At 55.0% G+C, this 20,123-nt stretch carries 19 protein-coding genes; 7 read left to right on the forward strand and 12 right to left on the reverse strand.

Annotated features, from left to right (window positions below):
* The first annotated feature begins 86 nt into the window (after window positions 1-86).
* Window positions 87-1,616: a chromosomal replication initiator protein DnaA gene (gene dnaA / locus ACTHSL_RS02305; protein WP_440380211.1), complete on the forward strand. Its 1,530-nt coding sequence runs from the start codon at window positions 87-89 to the stop codon at window positions 1,614-1,616.
* Between the two features lie 19 nt (window positions 1,617-1,635).
* Window positions 1,636-2,739, forward strand: a complete 1,104-nt coding sequence (gene dnaN / locus ACTHSL_RS02310) for a DNA polymerase III subunit beta (protein ID WP_440380183.1) — start codon at window positions 1,636-1,638, stop codon at window positions 2,737-2,739.
* A gap of 94 nt (window positions 2,740-2,833) precedes the next feature.
* On the opposite strand, the gene ACTHSL_RS02315 is transcribed toward dnaN, so the two are convergent.
* Complete coding sequence (locus ACTHSL_RS02315; RefSeq protein WP_440380184.1) at window positions 2,834-3,115, reverse strand: hypothetical protein; 282 nt, start codon at window positions 3,113-3,115, stop codon at window positions 2,834-2,836.
* Window positions 3,116-3,743: 628 nt separating this feature from the next.
* Window positions 3,744-4,490, reverse strand: coding sequence for an inositol monophosphatase family protein (locus tag ACTHSL_RS02320; protein WP_440380212.1), 747 nt, complete (start codon window positions 4,488-4,490; stop codon window positions 3,744-3,746).
* 183 nt (window positions 4,491-4,673) lie between these two features.
* Between ACTHSL_RS02320 and ACTHSL_RS02325 the strand changes: the two genes are divergently transcribed.
* Both ACTHSL_RS02325 and prmA read left to right on the forward strand, forming a co-directional pair.
* The gene (locus tag ACTHSL_RS02325; protein WP_440380185.1) at window positions 4,674-5,393 is read left to right on the forward strand and encodes a 16S rRNA (uracil(1498)-N(3))-methyltransferase; all 720 of its coding nucleotides are present in this window, start codon (window positions 4,674-4,676) and stop codon (window positions 5,391-5,393) included.
* A 75-nt stretch (window positions 5,394-5,468) separates the two neighbouring features.
* Complete coding sequence (prmA, locus tag ACTHSL_RS02330) at window positions 5,469-6,356, forward strand: 50S ribosomal protein L11 methyltransferase (RefSeq protein WP_440380186.1); 888 nt, start codon at window positions 5,469-5,471, stop codon at window positions 6,354-6,356.
* Between the two features lie 83 nt (window positions 6,357-6,439).
* On the opposite strand, the gene gap is transcribed toward prmA, so the two are convergent.
* The 6 genes from gap to dxs all read right to left on the reverse strand — a co-directional run bounded on the left by gap (window position 6,440) and on the right by dxs (window position 12,355).
* Window positions 6,440-7,471 carry a type I glyceraldehyde-3-phosphate dehydrogenase gene (gap, locus tag ACTHSL_RS02335; RefSeq protein ID WP_440380187.1) on the reverse strand — a complete coding sequence of 344 codons (1,032 nt, stop codon included), beginning with the start codon at window positions 7,469-7,471 and terminating at the stop codon, window positions 6,440-6,442.
* A gap of 287 nt (window positions 7,472-7,758) precedes the next feature.
* A complete protein-coding gene (gene prmC, locus ACTHSL_RS02340) occupies window positions 7,759-8,574 on the reverse strand; it encodes a peptide chain release factor N(5)-glutamine methyltransferase (RefSeq protein ID WP_440380213.1) in 816 nt (271 codons plus the stop codon).
* A gap of 192 nt (window positions 8,575-8,766) precedes the next feature.
* Window positions 8,767-9,216, reverse strand: a complete 450-nt coding sequence (locus tag ACTHSL_RS02345) for a hypothetical protein (protein WP_440380188.1) — start codon at window positions 9,214-9,216, stop codon at window positions 8,767-8,769.
* Window positions 9,217-9,293: 77 nt separating this feature from the next.
* Complete coding sequence (locus ACTHSL_RS02350) at window positions 9,294-10,052, reverse strand: tetratricopeptide repeat protein (protein ID WP_440380189.1); 759 nt, start codon at window positions 10,050-10,052, stop codon at window positions 9,294-9,296.
* A 35-nt stretch (window positions 10,053-10,087) separates the two neighbouring features.
* The gene (locus ACTHSL_RS02355; RefSeq protein WP_107885412.1) at window positions 10,088-10,294 is read right to left on the reverse strand and encodes a lipoprotein; all 207 of its coding nucleotides are present in this window, start codon (window positions 10,292-10,294) and stop codon (window positions 10,088-10,090) included.
* 168 nt (window positions 10,295-10,462) lie between these two features.
* A complete protein-coding gene (dxs, locus tag ACTHSL_RS02360; protein WP_440380190.1) occupies window positions 10,463-12,355 on the reverse strand; it encodes a 1-deoxy-D-xylulose-5-phosphate synthase in 1,893 nt (630 codons plus the stop codon).
* A gap of 235 nt (window positions 12,356-12,590) precedes the next feature.
* Between dxs and ACTHSL_RS02365 the strand changes: the two genes are divergently transcribed.
* The gene (locus ACTHSL_RS02365) at window positions 12,591-12,797 is read left to right on the forward strand and encodes a hypothetical protein (RefSeq protein WP_440380191.1); all 207 of its coding nucleotides are present in this window, start codon (window positions 12,591-12,593) and stop codon (window positions 12,795-12,797) included.
* A gap of 169 nt (window positions 12,798-12,966) precedes the next feature.
* On the opposite strand, the gene ACTHSL_RS02370 is transcribed toward ACTHSL_RS02365, so the two are convergent.
* The 4 genes from ACTHSL_RS02370 to yjgA form a co-directional block, all read right to left on the reverse strand.
* The gene (locus tag ACTHSL_RS02370; RefSeq protein ID WP_440380192.1) at window positions 12,967-13,110 is read right to left on the reverse strand and encodes a hypothetical protein; all 144 of its coding nucleotides are present in this window, start codon (window positions 13,108-13,110) and stop codon (window positions 12,967-12,969) included.
* Window positions 13,111-13,808: 698 nt separating this feature from the next.
* Window positions 13,809-15,944, reverse strand: coding sequence for an ATP-dependent DNA helicase DinG (gene dinG / locus ACTHSL_RS02375; protein WP_440380214.1), 2,136 nt, complete (start codon window positions 15,942-15,944; stop codon window positions 13,809-13,811).
* A gap of 257 nt (window positions 15,945-16,201) precedes the next feature.
* A complete protein-coding gene (locus ACTHSL_RS02380) occupies window positions 16,202-16,672 on the reverse strand; it encodes a DUF2750 domain-containing protein (protein WP_440380193.1) in 471 nt (156 codons plus the stop codon).
* A 91-nt stretch (window positions 16,673-16,763) separates the two neighbouring features.
* Window positions 16,764-17,306, reverse strand: a complete 543-nt coding sequence (gene yjgA / locus ACTHSL_RS02385; protein WP_283114528.1) for a ribosome biogenesis factor YjgA — start codon at window positions 17,304-17,306, stop codon at window positions 16,764-16,766.
* Between the two features lie 115 nt (window positions 17,307-17,421).
* Here yjgA and pmbA point away from each other — a divergent pair, with 115 nt between their 5' ends.
* A complete protein-coding gene (gene pmbA, locus ACTHSL_RS02390) occupies window positions 17,422-18,753 on the forward strand; it encodes a metalloprotease PmbA (RefSeq protein WP_440380215.1) in 1,332 nt (443 codons plus the stop codon).
* Between the two features lie 146 nt (window positions 18,754-18,899).
* Window positions 18,900-19,394, forward strand: coding sequence for a disulfide bond formation protein B (locus ACTHSL_RS02395; protein ID WP_440380194.1), 495 nt, complete (start codon window positions 18,900-18,902; stop codon window positions 19,392-19,394).
* The last annotated feature ends 729 nt before the right edge of the window (window positions 19,395-20,123 follow it).

Raw genomic sequence — 20,123 nt, forward strand, 5'->3', positions numbered from 1 at the left:
ATTTTCTGTATAATCCCGCAATCTTTGGCCGAACCTTCTTCTCACGGCCTATCTGAATGATTTTCCGACGATTCCCTATGAACACCTTGACGCTTGCCGAATTTTGGCCGCTTTGCCTTCGCCGCCTGCATCAGATGCTGACACCGCAACAGTTTGATACTTGGATTGCACCGCTGACTGTGGGCGAGGAAAACGATGTATGGGTGGTGTATGGCAAAAACCAGTTTGCCAGCAACATGCTGCAAAACCAATTCGCCGCCAAATTCGAAACCGTCCTCAAAGAACTGGCTCCCGAACAGCCCGCACTGCAATTTAAAGCGGGGCGCGGCATCAGCTATCCGATGGCTCCGGACGAGAATACCGACACAGTGCAGGAAACCACATCCGCACCGGAAAGGCCGTCTGAAAGCTCTACCGCAGAGATGGCGGAACCGGCCAAATCACCTGCGAAACCCAAACAAAGCGCGCAAGACATTCTGGCCGAACGCTTGAAAAACCTGCCTGCAAAATCGGCGGAAGAGCAGCTGGAACACAAACCTGAAGCCGCAAAAACCACCTCGGGCCGTACTGAAGAGCAGCGTGATGCGCATTATGCCCATACCAACCTGTCTCCCGACTACACTTTTGCCACCCTAGTGGAAGGCAAAGGCAACCGCATGGCCGCCGCCGCCGCCAAATCCATTGCAGAAAATCCGGGAGACCGTTACAACCCGTTTTTCCTCTACGGCAGCACCGGCTTGGGTAAAACACATTTGGTACAGGCCATCGGCAACGACCTGCTGCAACACAACCCGAAAGCCAAAGTGCGCTATATGCATGCCGACGAATACATACGCGGCCTGATGAACGCATTCCGCACCAATAATTACGACACTTTCAAACAGCAATATAAACAATACGACCTGCTGATTATCGACGACATCCAATTCATTAAAGGGAAAGACCGTACAATGGAAGAATTCTTCTATCTGTACAACCACTTCCATACCGAGAAAAAACAACTCATCCTAACCTGCGACGTGCTTCCCGCCAAAATCGAAGACATGGACGACCGTCTGAAATCGCGGTTTTCCTGGGGTCTGACCCTCGAACTCGAACCGCCTGAATTTGAAATGCGCGTTGCCATTTTGCAGAAAAAAGCCGAATCCGCCGGCGTAACCTTGCGCGAGGATGCCGCTTTTTTCATCGCCAAACACATCCGTTCCAACGTACGCGAACTGGAAGGCGCGTTCAAACGGGTCGAAGCCAGCAGCCGCTTCCAAAAAAAACCAATCGACATCGACTTGGCTACCGAAGCGTTGCAGGATATTGTCGCCAGTGCCTACAAAGTCATTACCGCCGAACTCATACTCGATGCGGTAGCCAAACACTACCGGGTCAAAATCAGCGAGTTGCTGGGCAAAAAACGTACCCGCAATATCGCGCGACCGCGCCAAGTGGCCATGAGCCTGACAAAAGACCTGACCAGCCTCAGCCTGCCCGCCATCGGAGAAGCCTTCGGCGGCCGGGACCACACCACCGTCATGCACGGCATCAAGGCCGTAGCCAAACTGCGGCAAGAAGACCCCGAAGTGGCACAGGACTATGAAAAACTGCTTTTACTCATTCAAAATTAACCGAATTTAAGGAAATAACATGCTGATTTTGCAAGCAGACCGCGATGCCCTGCTCAAACCTTTGCAGACCGTGACCGGCATTGTCGAACGCCGCCACACACTCCCCATCCTATCCAACGTCCTGCTCGAAAGTACACACGGTCAAACCAACATCTTGGCCACCGACTTGGAAATTCAAATCAACACCGACGGCCCGAAAAGCGAAGCGGGCGATTTCCGCATCACCACCAACGCAAAAAAACTGCAAGACATACTGCGCGCGCTTCCCGAAGGGGCGCAAGTTGCTTTGGATTGGGCGCAAAACCGCCTGACGCTGAAAGCCGGAAAATCGCGCTTCGCCCTGCAAACCCTGCCTGCCGAAGACTTCCCGCTGATGAGCGTGGGCGAGGAAGTCAGCTCGGCATTTTCTCTGACACAGGAAGCACTCAAAAGTATGCTGTCGCAAGTCCAATACAGCATGGCGGTACAAGACATCCGCTATTATCTGAACGGCCTGCTGATGCAGACCGAAGGAGGCCAGCTCCGTCTGGTAGCGACCGACGGCCACCGCTTGGCCTACTCTGCCGCCACCATTGAAGCCGATCTGCCGAAAGCCGAAGTCATCCTCCCGCGCAAAACCGTATTGGAACTATTCAAACTGCTCAACCAGCCCAACGAACAAGTCAGCGTCGAACTGCTGAACAATCAAGTCCGTTTCCGTTGCAACGGCACAGTCATCGTCAGCAAGGTAGTGGATGGCAAATTCCCCGACTTCAACCGTGTCATCCCGCTCGATAACGACAAAATCTTCCTGCTCAACCGCAGCCATTTATTGGGCGCACTCGAACGTGCCGCCATTTTGGCCAACGAAAAATTCCGTGGCGCGCGCCTGCACCTGCAACCCGGCCTGCTCAGCGTAGTGTGCAGCAACAACGAACAAGAAGAAGCACGCGAAGAATTGGAAATCGCCTATCAGGGCGGTGAGTTGGAAGTCGGATTCAACATCAATTACTTAATGGACGTATTGCGGAACGTACACGCTGAAGACATGCAGCTTGCATTTGGCGACGCCAACCGCTCTACCCTGTTTACCATTCCCAACAATCCGAATTTCAAATACATTGTAATGCCGATGCGGATTTAAACTTACCTCATCTGAAACAGCAAAAGGCCGTCTGAAAACCGATAAATCGGTTTTCAGACGGCCTTCATAACATTCCGCAATCTCAGGTGTCTGCTTAAATAGAAGACGACACGATTGATTCGATATCCTGCATCATGTGCTGATGCGCCAAAGCTTCACCGACAGTAATGCCATAGCCCGCAGTAGTATCACATCCCGTCTGACGCGCAATTTCGGCCTGCGTTACAAACTCCAGTAAAGTTTCCCGTTCTTCCTCACTCAAATGCTGTAATGATTTCGCATGGACTTTGACATCATTACAATCATTCAGCACGATACTTTTCGGATCAAAGGCTGCACGCCATTCCGCTACCAACAAGTTGAACAATTTTTTCATATTTACCCCAAGTGTTTGTTATATATTTAAATAAAGTTTAAATCGGCTATACTGCCGTTCTTTTTTCGCAATAGGGGTATTATAAGGCTTTTTCAGATAAATGGTATATTTTTAACGTTAAGCGGTATTATGCTTATATAGGTTTTTATTTACCTGATTGATTTGTATCAATAAATGTTTTTTACGGGAACAAAATACCAGACGTAACAATAGGCATTTGATGAATTCAAATAGGAATTGTAGGGCTTATCTACTTTTTCACCGCGACATTTTGGATTTGACACATAGGCATAACGGCAATTATCCCGCCTCCCGCCTAATGAGCATCGCAGCATTTTATTAAAGGTAAATAAATTCAAATAATTACGGTATCAACCCGAAAACACCGTCTATGGATTGGCTGTTTTGTCCCCATAACGGGCGAAATATGTTTTCAGACGGCCTGATGTAAGAAGGCAGATAAAAAATTGCCGTTCATATCCAAGGGAAAAGATATGAACGACCAAATACATTATGGGAAAACGTCATAGAAAACACCGGCCGGTTAGGGATTATCCCGACCGATGCGGGGCATTATATGCGGTTTGCCGCAGAGGTGCAATCAGATTTCTTTAGGCAGTATCCATCGTTATTGGTTGTCGCGTATCCACTTCAGCCACGGCTCAAACAAAGCGGGACTGACCGCGGCAATAACCGAACGCTGGAAAGTATGCGCCCCACTCCAAAAATCGTCGCCTTCCAAAGTAGCCAGGCAGCCGCCCGCTTCGGTAAAAATCAACGCGCCGGCGGCATAATCCCATAACTTCTGTCCGCCGTGGACATATACATCCATCCGGCCGGCGGCAAGATAGCACCAATCTAAAGTACTGCTGCCCATGCTGCGTATGCTGACAACGGGAGACAGCGTGTTCATGCGGCTGGAAAGTTTGCCCGAACGCAGATATTTGATTTCCACACCGGCCAAGGCGCGGTGCAATTTTTTTTCCTGCCGAACCAGCGGCAGCCTGCGGCCATTAAGATACGCGCCGCCGCCGGACGACGCGGAAAAACATTCTCGGGCTACAGGATCGTAAATCACGGCCAGCTCCGGCCGGCCGTGCCGCATAAAGGCCGCCGATAACGCAAAATGCGGAAAGCCGTTTACAAAATTGGTGGTGCCGTCGATGGGATCAACCACCCACAATCCTTCGTAATTATGCAGCCACAAATCACGCTGCCGTTGCTCGCTCATTTCCTCGCCCAGCATAGGGCAATCGATAATCCGCCTCAACCCGTCGGCAAAGGCGGCCTGCGCGGCCAAATCGGCCTCCGATAAAATGCTGCCGTCGGGCTTTTCGCTGCCGCCCACGCTCAGAAAGCGCGGCATCACCTCCATATCGGCGATATGCCGCACCAGATTTTGCAGTTGTGCTAACACTCGTTGTCCTTTTGTTTGTATAGGCTGTCTGAAATACTGGTTTCTACAGGGCAAAAACTTTTCAGACGGCCTTTGTGCCGCCGCAAACACACGCACGGCATATAGTATAATCACAGCGATATTAACCTATTTTTACCCGTTATGCCCCGCTTCTTTCTTGCCACCGCCCTGCATGTCGGCGAAGCCGTCGCCCTGCCCGGCGATGTGGTGCGCCACCTGAACGTTTTGCGTTGCCGCATCGGCGAAGAAATCGTTTTATTCAACGGCGACGGCCTTTCCTATCACGCCGTTTTAAACAGCTTGGATAAACGCGCCGCTGAAGCCGAAATCATTTCGATCAGGCCGTCTGAAAACGAATCGCCGCTGCATATTACCCTGATACAGGCCGTTTCTTCCGGCGAACGGATGGATTTTACGCTGCAAAAAAGCGTGGAATTGGGCGTAAACGAAATCATCCCTGTCGAAAGTACTCGCTCCGTAGTCAAACTGAGCGGGGAGCGTGCGGAAAAACGGGTAAGCCGTTGGCAAGAAATCGTTATTTCCGCCTGCGAACAAAGCGGCCGCAACACCGTCCCTGCCGTGCGCCCGCTGCTGCCCTTCCGCCGGGCCCTGCAAAACCTGCCGGATGCGGAGGCCAAACTGCTGATGGGCCTGAACCGGAGCTGCCGTCTGAACAGCCTGCCACCACCGCGCAGTGTCATTTTCATGGTGGGGCCTGAAGGCGGCTGGACGGAAGAGGAAGAACGGCTCGCCCAGGAAGCAGGCTTCCAAGCCGTCAGCCTCGGTCGGCGCGTACTGCGCACCGAAACCGCCGCACTGGCCGCCATCGCCGCGATGCAAACCCTGTGGGGCGATTTTTAGCTTTCAGACGGCCTCATGCCGTTTCCCGCTAAAATACCCCATCCGACCGCAAAAACTGACCAACGAAAGTCCCTTATGTCTTACCAGCAAACCACCTTTATTGTAAACGAACTGATTGCCGAACCGTTGTCCGACGCATTGATGGCACACGGTGCATTGTCCGCCGCCATCGAAGATGCCTATGCGGGCACCGATGAGGAACAGGCCATTTTCAGCGAACCCGGCATCGAGTCCGAACAAATCTGGCACAACAGCAAAGTACTCGCATTATTTGACGAAAAAGCCGATGTGGCCGCCATCGTGGCCGCTGCCGCCGAAGCGGTGGAAATCCCTACTCCCGCCTATCAGATCGAATTACTGCCCGAGCAGGACTGGGTACGGCTGACCCAGGCGCAATTCGAGCCGATTAAAATTTCCGACCGCCTGTGGATTACCCCGTCGTGGCACGAAGCCCCCGATGCAAATGCCGTCAATCTGCAACTGGACCCCGGCCTGGCTTTCGGCACGGGCAGCCACCCCACCACCCGCCTGTGCCTGCAATGGCTGGATAACAACCTGAAAGGCGGCGAAAGCGTGCTGGACTACGGCTGCGGCTCCGGCATCCTGACGATTGCCGCCCTCAAACTCGGCGCGGGCTCGGCCGTCGGCGTAGACATCGACCCGCAGGCGATTGCGGCCGGTACCAACAATGCCGTGCAAAACCGCGTGGAAACGAAGTTCTACCTACCCGACGAACTGCCGGACGGGCAATTCGATGTCGTCGTTGCCAACATTTTGGCCAACCCGTTGCGCATGCTCGGCGAAATGCTCGCCGCCCGCACCAAAACCGGCGGCCGCATCGTCCTCTCCGGCCTGCTGGAAGAACAGGCAGACGAATTGGGTGGCATTTACGGCCAATGGTTCGACCTTGAGCCCGCCATCTTCGACGAAGGCTGGGCATGTTTGAGCGGCGTCAAACGCTGATATGCCTTTTGCAGTCAAAGGCCGTCTGAAAACCCGAAACAGGTTTTTCAGACGGCCTTTTCAATCAATCCGCAATAGCGGAATTATTTGAACGGACGGACTTCCAAGCCGAACATGCGGCGGGCGGTATTCAACATCTGGCAGCTGAAGCCCCATTCGTTGTCATACCAGGCAAACACTTTGACCATGTTTCCATCCACCACTTTGGTCAGTGTCGAATCAAATGTACTGGCCTGCGTGGTGTGGTTGAAGTCCATAGACACCAGCGGCAGCGTGTTGTAAGCCAAAACGCCTTTCAGACGGCCTTCTTCCGAAGCAGCCTTCAGCAGCGAATTGATTTCCTCCGCACTGGTTTCGCGGGCGGCTTCAAAGCTCAAATCCACCAAGGAAACATTAACGGTCGGCACGCGGATGGCCAAGCCGTCCAAACGTCCTTTCAATTCGGGCAGCACCAAGCCTACGGCTTTTGCCGCGCCGGTTTTGGTCGGAATCATGTTTTCCACGCCGCTGCGGGCACGGCGCAGGTCTTTGTGGCGCACGTCGGTAACGGTTTGGTCGTTGGTCAGGGCGTGGATGGTGGTCATCACGCCTTTAACAATGCCCAATTTGTCGCTCAGCACTTTGGCTACCGGTGCAAGGCAGTTGGTGGTGCAGGAAGCATTGGAAATCACGGTCATATCGTCGGTAATGACGTCATCGTTCACGCCGTAAACAATGGTGGCATCGACGTCTGCTTCGCCGGGAGCGGAAATCAGCACTTTTTTCGCACCGCTTTCCAAATGCACGTTGGCTTTGGATTTGCTGGTAAACGCGCCTGTACATTCCATCACCAAATCGACCCCCAAATCCTTCCACGGCAGCTCGGCCGGGTTGCGGGTGGAGAAAAACGGAATTTTGTTGCCGTTGATGATGAGGTGGGTTGCGTCGTGGGAAACGTCTGCGTTAAAGCGGCCGTGTACGGTGTCGAACTTGGTCAGGTGCGCGTTGGTTTCGAGGCTTCCGCTGGCATTGACGGCCACGATTTCCAGTTGGTCTTGAAGATTGTAATCATAGATGGCGCGCAACACTTGGCGGCCGATGCGTCCGTAGCCGTTGATGGCAACTTTGATGCCCATGGGAGAATCCTTGTTTATAGGGTTTGTGAAAAAGAAACGGCACGGATTATAGCAAATTGTAGTTTGATGTAGTTGAGATTTTGAAGGTAAAAAAATGCCGCCTATCGGAATAGGCGGCCAAACACATTACGGGGAAAACGTCTTACTCACTTACTTGCTAGAAAAGCAAATATCTATCAGACGGGCGAATAGTAGACAATGTGCGGAAACAATGCTGAAAAATAAGATAAACGGCGATATTTTTGATATAAACGGTATTTTTAGTTTTATTTTGTAGTGCCCGGCTTTTAAACAGCCTTCCTGCCCTGCGTAATCCGTTCCAATCCGGCCAAATCGGTTTGGGTTTCGATTTCCGTCCAACCTTCGGCCTCTAGTATCTGCCGTACGGCCGCCCCCTGATTCCAGCCGTGCTCCATAATCAGGCGGCCTCCGGGTTTCAGGTATTCCGCACCATGTGCCGCCAGTTCGCGGATGCAGCTTAGGCCGTCTGAAAAATCGGTGAGCGCGTTTGCAGGCTCGAAGCGCAAGTCGCCTTGTTGCAAATGGCCGTCGTCCGCTTCGATGTAGGGCGGATTGGAAACCAGCAGGTCGAAACTGTGTTTTTCAGACGGCCTGTCGATGTCGAACCACGATCCGCAGGCAAAAGATACGTCGGCTCCGTTGTCCGCCGCGTTTTGCCGTGCCACTGCCAGCGCGGCCGGGCTGATGTCGCTGGCGAGTACGGAGGCATCCGGGCGTTCGCAGGCCAGCGTTACGGCCACTGCGCCGCTGCCTGTACCCAAATCCCATACGCGCCCTTGCGGCGGCAGGCGCTGCAGGGCCGCTTCCACCAGATGCTCGGTTTCTGGGCGGGGAATCAGGGTGGCGGGTGTGGTGCGGAAACGGCGGCCGTAAAACTCGCGCCAGCCGAGGATGTAGGCCATGGGTTCGCCGTTCAGGCGGCGTTGCTGTATGGCCTGCAAATCGGCGGTTTGCCCTTCGTCCAGCATTTCGCCGTCGCGGGTAATCAGTTGGGCCCGCGTCCAGCCGGTAACGGCCTGCAGGAGCATGCGGGCTTCGTTTTTAGGCAGCGGGGTGTTTTGCAGGAAGGTTTTGGGCTGCACGGCGCAATCTTTCGGCAGGATGTTTTCAGACGGCCTTTTTATAGCAAATCCAACCAAGAACGCTTCATACTATTATTCCCGCACAGGCGGGCATGACAATGGTTGGGTATTCCTGATTTGAATTCACTATATTTGTTTGCGGCGGTTATCGGGAAGTTTGGACAAGAGGCCGTCTGAAAATGCAGGAACAGGTTAATATCGGTCCGGTTTGAAGGTATAAGTACCGACATCGGTTTCAACGGTGATTTCTATCGGGCGGCAGGAAGTAAATATTCCGTCTTTGATATCGCCGAATCGAAGCACCCGCGGTGCGATTTTATTATAGCTCCATGCCCCACTGTCCACATCTGATACGGTGCAATTCCCCCGGTTGACAATGATGTTTTGTACGATCAATTGGTCATGCTTGGATTGGACCTTAATAATCGCACCACCGTTGTTGCTGTCGACAAAGGTTACTTCAAACGGTGCTTCTTTCGGTTTGACTTTACTTTTAATACTGCGCAGGCGGTTCCATTCCGCCTCCTGCCGTGCGCGTTGCTCGGCCTCCTGCCTTTCCTGCCTGAGTATTTCTTCGCGGGTCGGGCCGCAGGCAGCCAAGGTGGCGGAGAGTGTGGCAATAAGGATGAGTCGTTTGGTCATTTTTCTTCCTGTTCAAGGATGTTTGGCTTTTCAATCTTTCGGGCGGTATGAAACATACCGCCCCGGCTGTCGGGATGCTATTTTTTCTGATTGTCCAAAACCAGCATTAATTCGTTTTGTGCGGTTCGGTCATTCGGGTTCAACTTCAAAGCCCGGCGGTAGTACTGTTCGGCTGCCGACCATTGTTTGCGCTCGATTGCCGCATAACCCAAACCGCGCAAGGCCAAACCTTGAAAATACGTTGATTGCGCCTTGTCGGGCAATGCTTCGCCCGCTTCAAGCAAGCGGGTGAATATTTTCTCGCCGGTGGCAAAATCTTTTTGCGCATTGGCTACTTGGCCGCGCTCGCTCAAAAATTGGGGTTCGTAGGGCGCGATTTTTAAGATGGCATCCAAATCTTTTGCCGCCGCGTCGTAGTTTTGTTGTTCGACATAGACGAAAGCGCGCACATAACGCGGCATCAGCCATTCGACAGGCAAAACTTCAATGGGTTGGCGATTCTTTTTTGCTTCGCCCAGCAACAAAAGTGCATGGGCCGGATGACTGGCCGCCCGTGCGTTTTTGTGTTTTTGCAATTCGGCATCGGCTTGCTTGACGAGTTTGTCCAATATCGGCATGGCCCTTTCACTTTGGTGTTGTTGCACCAAGACGGCAGCCTGTTCAAGCTCGTCGCGCATTTTTTCCGGCAATGCTTTCTGCTTTTGTGCCGACGGGGCGTTTTGTTGTGTGCCCAAGGGCGGAGGGGTGATGCGCACGATTTCGGATTTGGGTTCTGCCCAAGCGGCTTGTGCCAACAGCAGGAGGGGCAGGACGGATGCGATGATTTGCTTTTGCATGGATTTCCTCTTTTGATGGGCTGTTGTGTTGGTCTTTAATATCCCTGTTGCTGCCGGTTTCGGCGTATTTCGCGATCAAACGATGTGTGTTCCTGCGGTTGGGCTGTGTGGTCTTTGATGCCGCGCAGGTGTTTTTCTCTTTGTTGGCGCACCTGCCATTCTGTTTCTTTTTGCTGTTCGGCACTCATGGCGCAGGCGGTAAGGAATGCAGCGGACAAGGCGGTCAGGATGATTTTATTCATCAAAATTTCCTTAACGGTTGAAACCCCGCTCTTTGGGGCGGTAGAATTTGGGTTTGTTTGGGAGGGGCGTAACCCCTTCCAAATCAGGGCAACACACAGGGCTGCGCCTTATGTGCGGCCCTGCGTGTTGAAACATGTTTGTTCCTTGCTTAAAAGGTTTCGGCGTTTTCAGACGGCCTCTTGCCAGTTTGCTATCCGTTCGCGGATTTTCTCCGCGCTCAGGCCGAGTTTGTCCAGCAGCAGGGCAGGGTCGCCGTGGTCGGTTACGGTGTCGGGGATGCCGATGGGCAATACGGGTTTGACGACGCCGTGTTGCGCCAAGCATTCCAATACCGCGCCGCCCGCGCCGCCGCATATGCTGTTTTCTTCGATGCAGACGATGCGGTCGTGCGTTTGCGCGAGTTCGAGTATCAGGGTTTCGTCCAGCGGTTTGACAAAGCGCATGTCGGCCACGGTGGCGTTCAGGCTTTCGGCTGCCTGCATGGCGGGTTGCACCATGCTGCCGAAAGCCAAGATGGCGGTTTTCTGCCCTTGGCGGAGGATGATGCCTTTGCCGACGGGGACGGTTTCCAGGCCGTCTGAAACGGCCGCGCCGCAGCCCGTGCCGCGCGGGTAGCGCACGGCGGCCGGTTGGTCGAGCTGGTAACAGGTGGACAGCAGCAGGCGGCATTCGTTTTCGTCGCTGGGGGCGGCGATGACCATATTCGGCACGCAGCGCAGGAAGCTCAAATCATATGCGCCCGCGTGGGTGGGGCCGTCCGCGCCGACTATGCCCGCACGGTCGATGGCAAACAGGACGGGCAGGTTTTGCAGGGCGACATCGTGGATGAGTTGGTCGTAGGCGCGTTGCAGGAAGGTGGAGTAGATGGCGACGACGGGTTTGATGCCCTGGCAGGCCAATCCGGCGGCAAAGGTTACGGCGTGTTGTTCTGCGATGCCGACATCGAAGTAGCGGTCGGGGAAGCGTTGTTCGAACTCCACCAGCCCGCTGCCTTCGCGCATGGCGGGGGTGATGGCGGCCAGCCTGTGGTCGGCTTCGGCCTGGTCGCACAGCCATTGGCCGAAGATTTGGGTGTAGGTGGGACGCGACGGGGCGGGAGTTTCAGACGGCCTATCGCTTTGGGCGGAGGCTTTGCCGATGGCGTGGTATTTGACGGGGTCGTTTTCCGCCAGTTTATAACCCTGCCCTTTTTTGGTGATGACGTGCAGCAGCTTGGGGCCGGGTTTGCGGCGCAGTTCGTTCAGCGTTTCAACCAGTTGGACGACGTTGTGTCCGTCAGCGGGGCCGGTGTAGGCGAAGCCGAAATTTTCAAACAGCGACAGGGATTGTTTGATGTGGTTGCCCTCGTTGGCCAGCGTTTTGATTTTGTGTTCGACCTTTTGCGCGATTTCGAGCGCGCCGGGCAGTTTGTCCAATACTTTTTCCGACTGCGCCTTGATGGTGCTGAGCAGGCCGTGCATATCGCGCATCACGTTGCGGGCGAGATATTTGGGCAGCGCGCCGACATTGGGCGAAATGGACATTTCGTTGTCGTTCAAAATCACGAGCAAATCCACGTCCTGCATATCACCCGCGCAGTTTAAGGCTTCAAAGGCCTGACCCGCCGTCATCGCGCCGTCGCCGATAACGGCCACACTGCGGTTGGCACGTCCCGCCAGCTTGTCGGCTACGGCCATGCCCAAAGCCGCGCCGATGGATGTGGACGAGTGCCCCACGCCGAAATCGTCGTATTCCGACTCGCCGCGTTTCGGGAAGCCGGCCAGTCCGCCGTATTGACGCATCGTGTCCATGCGGTTTTTACGGCCGGTCAGGATTTTGTGCGGATAGCTTTGATGGCCGACATCCCATACCAGATGGTCTTCCGGCGTGTTGTAGACATAATGCAGGGCGACGGTGAGTTCGACCGCGCCCAGGTTGCTGGCGAAATGGCCGCCGGTGGCCGATACCGATTTGAGCAGGAAGGCGCGCAGTTCGGCACACAGTTGCGGCAGTTCGGCCTTATCCAGCAGGCGCAGGTCTTGCGGCAGGTTGACGGTATCTAGCAAGGGGGATTGGCTCATGGTTTGTCTTTTCTTTGGTGGAGGCCGTCTGAAAGTGGGCTTCAGACGGCCTGATTGGCAGTGCGGGCGGATTATAGCAAGAGACGGCACATATTGTGGCAGTTATCGCCGTGCCCAATCGTGATGCGCCATAAAAGAAGGATAGCGAAATGAAAGCCTTGCAGCCAAAAGGCATACGGATACGGCCGTCTGAAACCGCCGTCGGCCGCATCGGCAAACCGATGCGGAGCGGAAAATGCCGCTCCAAACTGCCGAACCGCTTCAAACAGCGGCAAAAGACAAAACTTCGGTATCAAAACACAAGCTGTTCGGCCGCAACTTTAAACAGGCAACGGGAAAAGCGGCAGTTTGCCCGCAGGCCGACATCGCACAGGGGAAAACACCGTTGTTACAGGCCGCTGCCGTGCGGAACTTCCACAGAAACAAACAAAAGGCCGTCTGAAAATATCTTTCAGACGGCCTTTCCCAATATAAAGGAAGCCAAAGGAAGTATCGTACACAGGCGGCGGGTTCGAAAGGATAGGGAAAGATGCCGCGCCGCCCTCCTCCTGTACGAGCCTGCCTTTGGGCTTACAAAATCATTAAACGGCGAACTTGATTCCTTTTACGATTCAGAAATCTTTTACCTCGCCGTTCACAAAAACGAGCCGCATGGTTTGGTGCTGCATCCATTCGATTGCGCCGCTGTTGGCGGCAGTATTGCCGCTGCTGCGGGCATCGCTGATGGAACCGTCGGCCTTAATGGTGAAACTCATAGCAACTTTGCCGTTGGATCGGTCTGCGTTTTGGAAGAAGCACACTTCGGCAGCAGCCGTTTGAGCGGTAAAGAGGCCGACGACCAACAAAGTGGCGGGTAAAATATTTTTATGTTCATAACATTTTCCCGCCTACTTAATGAGTTAAGTTTGTTAGAGTCAGCGGCCACTGTCGTGCCGCGCTGTTTCGATGGGCGACATTATGTTGATGCCGGATATTTTTAGCAAACAAAAATTTGTCAAAAAATTTTTACAAAAAGGCAATTTTTCAGACGAACGGCAAATTTTGCATTCTTCCAAATCGGAAATTTAGGCCGAAACTGCCATTTTACGGCACCATTTAAACGATGACCGATTTCAAAAAAAAAATAAAATTTTATTTTTAAAACATCAGTTTTATAAAATTCCAATTTTATCCGCCCCGAAAACGCCATGCCGAAATCACCTTAACCAACATTTACAGATAAGCGGCTAAAAATTCAGATATTCGGCATTATTTAACAACCAACCCAGATAATTTATGTTGTTTTATAGCAACAAAAGAGGATGTTTGGACTTTATTTTTGATAAGCGGTATAAATTTGCAGGGCGAATGTTGCCAAACTGATAACAAAAATTACCACATCTAGAATGATTCCGTCATCTCAAAAAGGCCGTCTGAAAACACTATCGGGTTTTCAGACGGCCTTTTTTGCCATTCAACCTATCCGTTTGAACGGCGGCAGATTGGCAAGCAGCTGTTTACCGTAGCGTTGGGTTTGGATGCGGTTATCGAGGATGGTCACACGGCCGTAGTCGTTTTCGGTGCGGATAAGGCGGCCGACGGCCTGGATGAGCTTGATGCCGGCTTCGGGCACGGTTACTTCGATAAAGGGATTGCCGCCGCGCTTTTCTATCCAGCGGTTTTGCGTTTTTTCAATCGGATTGTCGGGCATGGAAAATGGAAGCTTGACGATAATCACGTGCACGCAGGCCTCGCCCGGCAGGTCCAGCCCTTCGGCAAAGCTGTCGAGGCCGAAGATAATGCTGGCACGCCCTTCGGCCAACGCCTTCGCGTGTTTTTCCAACAGAGCGGCCTTCGGGATTTCGCCCTGTATCAGCAGCAGCGGCAGATATTCTTCGGGCAGCCTCATGGCGACTTCGTTCATCTGTTTGCGCGAAGTGAACAACACCAGCGTGCCGACGGCTTCGTCGGCGGCAATCAGTTTCGGCAGCCATTCGGCCACGGCTTCGGTGTGCGCTTCGGGCTGCTTCGGGCTGGCGGTCAAAGGCGGGATGTAAAGTTCGCCCTGTTTGGCGAAATCGAACGGGCTTTCCAACGCCAGCGTGGTGGTGTCGGGCAGCCAAACCAGGCCGGACTGGCGCAGCAGGAGGTCGAAATTGCCGAGCGCGCGTAGGGTGGCGGAGGTCAGCACCGCGCCCGCCGCCCGTCGCCACAGGCCGCCGGCCAGTTGTGCGGCGCCGGAAATCGGGCTGGCATTGAAAACGTAGTCGTTTTTGTCGCCCACGCGCCGCTCTATCCATTTGGCCAGCGGGGCTTCGTCTTCCGGCGGGTTGGTGTCGAACAAATCCCATACGGCCGAAATCTGTTCGGCGCGGGCGACAAAAATGCCGAATTCGGTGGTTACCCGGTCGATAAGCGGGCCGTCGCTGTCTTTTTCCCGGCGTGCGGCCGACAGGGCGTCGTTGAGGCGGTATATCTGCTTCAACAGGGCGCGGGCGGAGGCGGCGGTGTTGGCGGTCAGGAGGGCGAGGTCTTCCGGCGTTTTGCCGTCTTCCCACAACCAAACGGGGTCGTTGCCGCCGTCGGACAAATCCAGCGCGGGTTCGCTGCCGAGGTGGAACTGCCATTCCGACAGGCTTTCCAGCAGCGAGGCGGCGGCTTCGTCGGCGAGGTTCCCGGCTTCGGTTTTATCGGTCAGGCCGACGATTCTGTTGATGACGGGTGGCAGTTTTTCCAACGTCCACATGGCCTGGTTGAGCGAGTGTTCGGCGGCAAAGCGGCTGACGGCCTTTTTCGGCAGGTGGTGCGCTTCGTCTATGCAGTAAAAGCTGTTTTCCGGCGCGGGCAGGATGACGCCGCCGCCCATGCCGATGTCAGCCAGCAGCAGGTCGTGGTTTGCCACGACGACATCCACGGTGTCCAAAGTATCGCGCGCGAGGTAAAACGGGCATTCGGCACGGTTGGGACAGGCATTTTTCAAACAGCCGTGGCGGTCGTTGGTCACTTGCTGCCACAAGGGGTCGGGGATGCTTTCGGGCCAGGTGTCGCGGTCGCCGTTGAAGCGGCGGGCGGCAAATTCGTCGGCCATGCGGCGCAGCGTGTCCAAATCGGACGCGCTCGGTTTGCTGTCCCACAACACGCTCGGCGGGCTGTCGAATCCGGCCAGCGAACCTTGGGCGTGGGTTTGCGTGAGTTGGTAGAGTTTGTAGGGGCAAAGATAGCGGCCGCGCCCTTTGGCCAGCGCGAAAGTCAGCTCCAAACCGCTTTTTTCCACCAGAAACGGCAGGTCGCGGTTTACCAGCTGCTCTTGCAGGGCGACGGTGGCACTGGAAACAATCAGCCGTTTGTCGCGCGTTTGCGCCATGATGCCGCCCGCCAGCAGATAGGAAAGCGATTTGCCCACGCCGGTCGGCCCTTCGATGACGGCGATGCTCTCGCCCTCGCGCTTGGGCGGTTCTTCGCCTTCGGCGCGGGGCTTGCTGCGGGCAAAGGCGTTGGCCACCGCCGCAATCATCTCGCGCTGGGCGGCGCGGGGTCGGAATTGCGGCAGATTTTCGGAAATGGCGCGGTAGTGGTCGCGGATGGCGTTTTTTTCTAAATCGGTCAGCATGTCGGGATAAGGGGCCGTCTGAAAAGGGTTTGGCGGCATGAGTCGGAATCGCGCCTGTTTGGGCGCGGGGGCGGCGGTATTTTACCACCGGCGGAGCGGAGGCCGTCTGAAAGGCGGAACGGGGTTTCAGACGGCCTGCCGTTTGTTTTCCGTATCGGGACGGGTTGGGCGGATATTTGGATGGCGTGTGCGAACGGGCATTGGTTTTTATTGCAGGAGGCCGGCCCTGCTGTTTCAGACGGCCTCAATGTGCGGATTCAGTTCAAACGGCTTTGCCCGGCCATTTCCCGCTCCCATTCGAGGCGGTACTTCATCAGCTCGTCATAGCCGTCTATCATGTCGCTGCACTGTATTTGCGCGGCGGCATCGAGCAGGTCGGCCAGCACTTCGACGGGTTCGATTTCGAGGCCGTAGAGTTCGGAATCGAAATCCACGCCGAGCAATACGGCGTCCTGATCCATGCTCACCAGCCATTCGTGCAGGAAGAAATCCAGCGGTAGGGCTTCGAGTTGGTAGTCCGCCCATTCTTCGACCTTGCAGGCTTCGGCTTGGGCGCGGTCGTGCCAGACGCAGAATACGGGCACGGGTTCGCCGTCGTCTTCTTCATATTCGGTGGACGGGCATTCGGCGATGTCGCCTTCGTCCGACACCAGCGTGTAGAGCGTTTGGCTGCCGATGATGCTGCGGATAAAGCGGTTGTATTCTTCGTCTTCGGGCTGGGGGAACATGATGTGCTTCCGGTAAGGGTTGTAACGTGGCAAAGCGGTTTTTCAGACGGTCTTCCTAGCGGATTGAGGCCGTCTGAAAGGGTGCTGCGGATTATTCTTCCGCGCTTTCGGCATCGTGGTTTTCAGACGGCCTCAAACCTTCCGCCTCCTCCATCACGGCTTTCAATTCCTGATACAGGGCGCGGAAATTTTTCGGCGGTTTGCTTTGTTCTTTCTCTTTGCGCGTGTTGCGGATTAGGGTGCGGATGGCGGAAATGTCGGCCTGCGGATGGGCGGCGGCAAACTCGGTCAGCGCGGCATCGTCGGCAATCAGCCGTTCGCGCATCTGCTCGACGCGCTGCAAAAAGGCGTTGTGCGCGCGGTTTTCGCCTTTGAGTTTGGCCAGGAAGGCGCGTATCGGCGCGGGGTCGGTTTCGCGCATCAGGCGGCCGATGTATTGGTTTTGTCGTTTCAGCGCGCCGTTGGAAGTGATTTTTTTATAATCGCGCACGGCCTGCATCAAGTCTTCGGGCAAGCCGATTTTTTTCAGCGTTTCGTCCGACAGGCGGGTCAGTTCCATGCCCAAATCCTGCAATTCGTCCATACGCTTTTTCATTTGGGTTTTGCTGACCCATTCTTCATTATTGCCGTTCATTTAGTATCGTCCGTTTTTCCTGTCGGGCGGCATTTTAACAGCAGGGGGTATTTTCGGCTAAAAAATGATGGCCGAAACGGGTACAATGCCGCCCACTTCAATTCAGGAAACCGCCATGTTCAACCACTCTCCGCAGGAATTGTCCGATTTGTGCGCCTTCGCGCTGTCTACCGCCAAACAGAAAGGCGCAACCGCCGCCGAAGCCGATTTGAGCGAATCGGTCGGCCAGAGCGTGCAGGTGCGCCTGCAGGAAATCGAACAAATCGAACACCAGCAGGACAAATCGCTCGACATCACCGTTTACCGCGGCCAAAGCAAAGGCCGCGCCAGCACCGCCGATTTATCGTCCCGCGCCATCGAAGAAACGGTGCAGGCCGCACTGGACATCGCCCGCTACACGGCCGGCGACGACTGCGCGGGCTTGGCCGATGCGGAACTGATGGCCGCAGAATTCGGCGATTTGGACAAATACCACGAATGGGATTTGCCCTCCGCTGACGCGGTGGAACTCTCCCTCCGCTGCGAAGCCGCCGCCATGCAGGCCGACAGCCGCATCAAAAATTCCGAAGGCGCGGGCATCCAAACATCGCATTACCAATTTGTTTACGGCAACAGCCACGGCTTCCTGCAACACCAGCAGGGCACGCGCCACAGTGTGTCGTGCGCCGTGGTGGCCGAAGACAGCAACGGCGGCATGCAGCGCGATTATTGGTACGACCTGGCGCGCTCGGCTGACGAACTCGATAGCATGGAAGCGGTCGGCCGCACCGCCGCCGAACGCACGGTCCGCCGCCTGAACGCGCGCAGCCTGCCCACCGGCAGCTATCCCGTGCTGTTCGACACCACCGTGTCCGCCGGCCTCATCGGCCACGTCGTCGGCGGCCTGTCGGGCGGTTCGCTCTACCGCCAAAGCAGCTTCCTGCTCGACAGCCTGGGCAAGCAAATCCTGCCCGAATTCCTCAGCCTGCGCGAAGAGCCGCACATCCCGCGCGCATGGTCCAGCACTTACTTCGACAGCGAAGGCGTGGCCACCCGCCCGCGCTTCGTAATTGAAAACGGCATCGTTCGGGGCTATTTCCTGTCATCGTACAGCGCGCGCAAACTCGGCATGCAAACCACCGCCAACGCCGGCGGCGCGCACAATCTGATTCTGAACGCCACCTGTGGCAGCCAGGCCGAACTGCTGCGCCGGATGGGGACGGGGCTGCTGGTTACCGAACTGATGGGACAGGGCGTGAACATGCTCACCGGCGACTATTCGCGCGGCGCGGCCGGATTTTGGGTGGAAAACGGCGTGATCCAATATCCGGTGGAAGAAATCACCGTGGCCGGACGTTTGCAGGATATGCTGCTCGGCATCGAAGGCGTGGCCGATGACGCGCTGCGCCGCTCGTCGCACAAAGTCGGCTCGATTTTAATCGGCAGCATGACCGTGGCGGGGCAGTAGGAAACATCACACAACCGCACACACTGAGGCCGTCTGAAAAAACCGAAAAAGGACTTTTCAGACGGCCTTTATGTCGAAAAGGACATTCATCCGCTATATAATCCGCCCCATTCCGCCCGGTAGGGCATCCGAATAAAGGGAAACCGATGAAGTTCACTTACCGCCAAACCTTGCTCGCCGTCTTCCTGCTCGGCATCGTCTGCACGGGCGGCTCGTTTTTCGCCCAATATGTGATGGGGCTCAACCCCTGCCCGCTGTGTATTTTGCAGCGCGTGGCCGTCATGTCGGTGATGCTGGTGTCCGGCCTGTGCCTGCTGCTGCCCACGGCCAAACGCGGCGGCCGTATTTTTGCCGCCCTGCTGGTCAGCCTGCCTGCCTTGTGGGGGCTGTATACCGCGTCTTACCAAATCTGGCTGCAAAGCCTGCCCGCCGGAGAGCAGCCGAGTTGCGGCGCACCGTGGACGTTCCGCCTGAAAGACTGGCCGCTGTTCGATTGGTGGCGTTTCGTAGTGGACGGCTTCGGCAACTGCGGCGTACGCGAATATGTGATGGGCGTACCGCTGCCAGTGTGGAGCCTGATGTTTTTCGGCAGCGTATTGCTGATTATATGGGGAATGCTGTTCAAACTGCGCCGCCGTTAGCCTGACAATTGGAAAGGCCGTCTGAAAACCGTTTGCAGGGTTTCAGACGGCCTTTTGATTGCCTGAACAATCGGCCATGACTTTCATCGCACAACAAAAATATGCTTATGTACTGACAAAAAACGGCATAAAACTACCTACCCCGCACGGCTTCCCGGGCAAGTGTGTCGGGAAGCGGCGGCCGATAAAGCAAACTCCCGACACGCATCGCCACAAATAAAATTGTTTTATATTATTTATCAAATAAATACGTAACTTTTAACTTTGCCTGAAAAATTGGCACAAGGGTTGCTTGGATATATTTGTCGGAACACAGCGTTCCGGCCGTTTTGAACGGATGCACTGAGGCATCGCAAAAACAAATACATTACGGAAAACGAGAGCCCTAAAGACGGCAGGCCGTCTGAAGGCCGCTGTTGGCTCCGCTTGGGAATGCGGAGTGTTTTGGGGGTTAGCCGCTGCATATTGTGGGAATGTGCAGCGGCAGTTTTTTATCTGAAAAACGCATCGGTTATATTAAAAGAAGCAGACATTATTTAGCCGCTATCGGAAATTTTGTTACAGTTTGGAATTTCCTTTTCCCATATTGCCATAACGGACTCCATTCAAACCGGTATAGTTGCAGCCCGCCCTTTCCCGAATTTGAATGACAACGGATTCATATACATCGCCATAATTCGGCCGCACCCCAACCCAAAGAAAACGGTTCTTTGGAAGTGCAAGAAGGTC

Source organism: Neisseria sp. P0008.S010, from assembly GCF_051962715.1.
Taxonomy (GTDB): domain Bacteria; phylum Pseudomonadota; class Gammaproteobacteria; order Burkholderiales; family Neisseriaceae; genus Neisseria; species Neisseria elongata.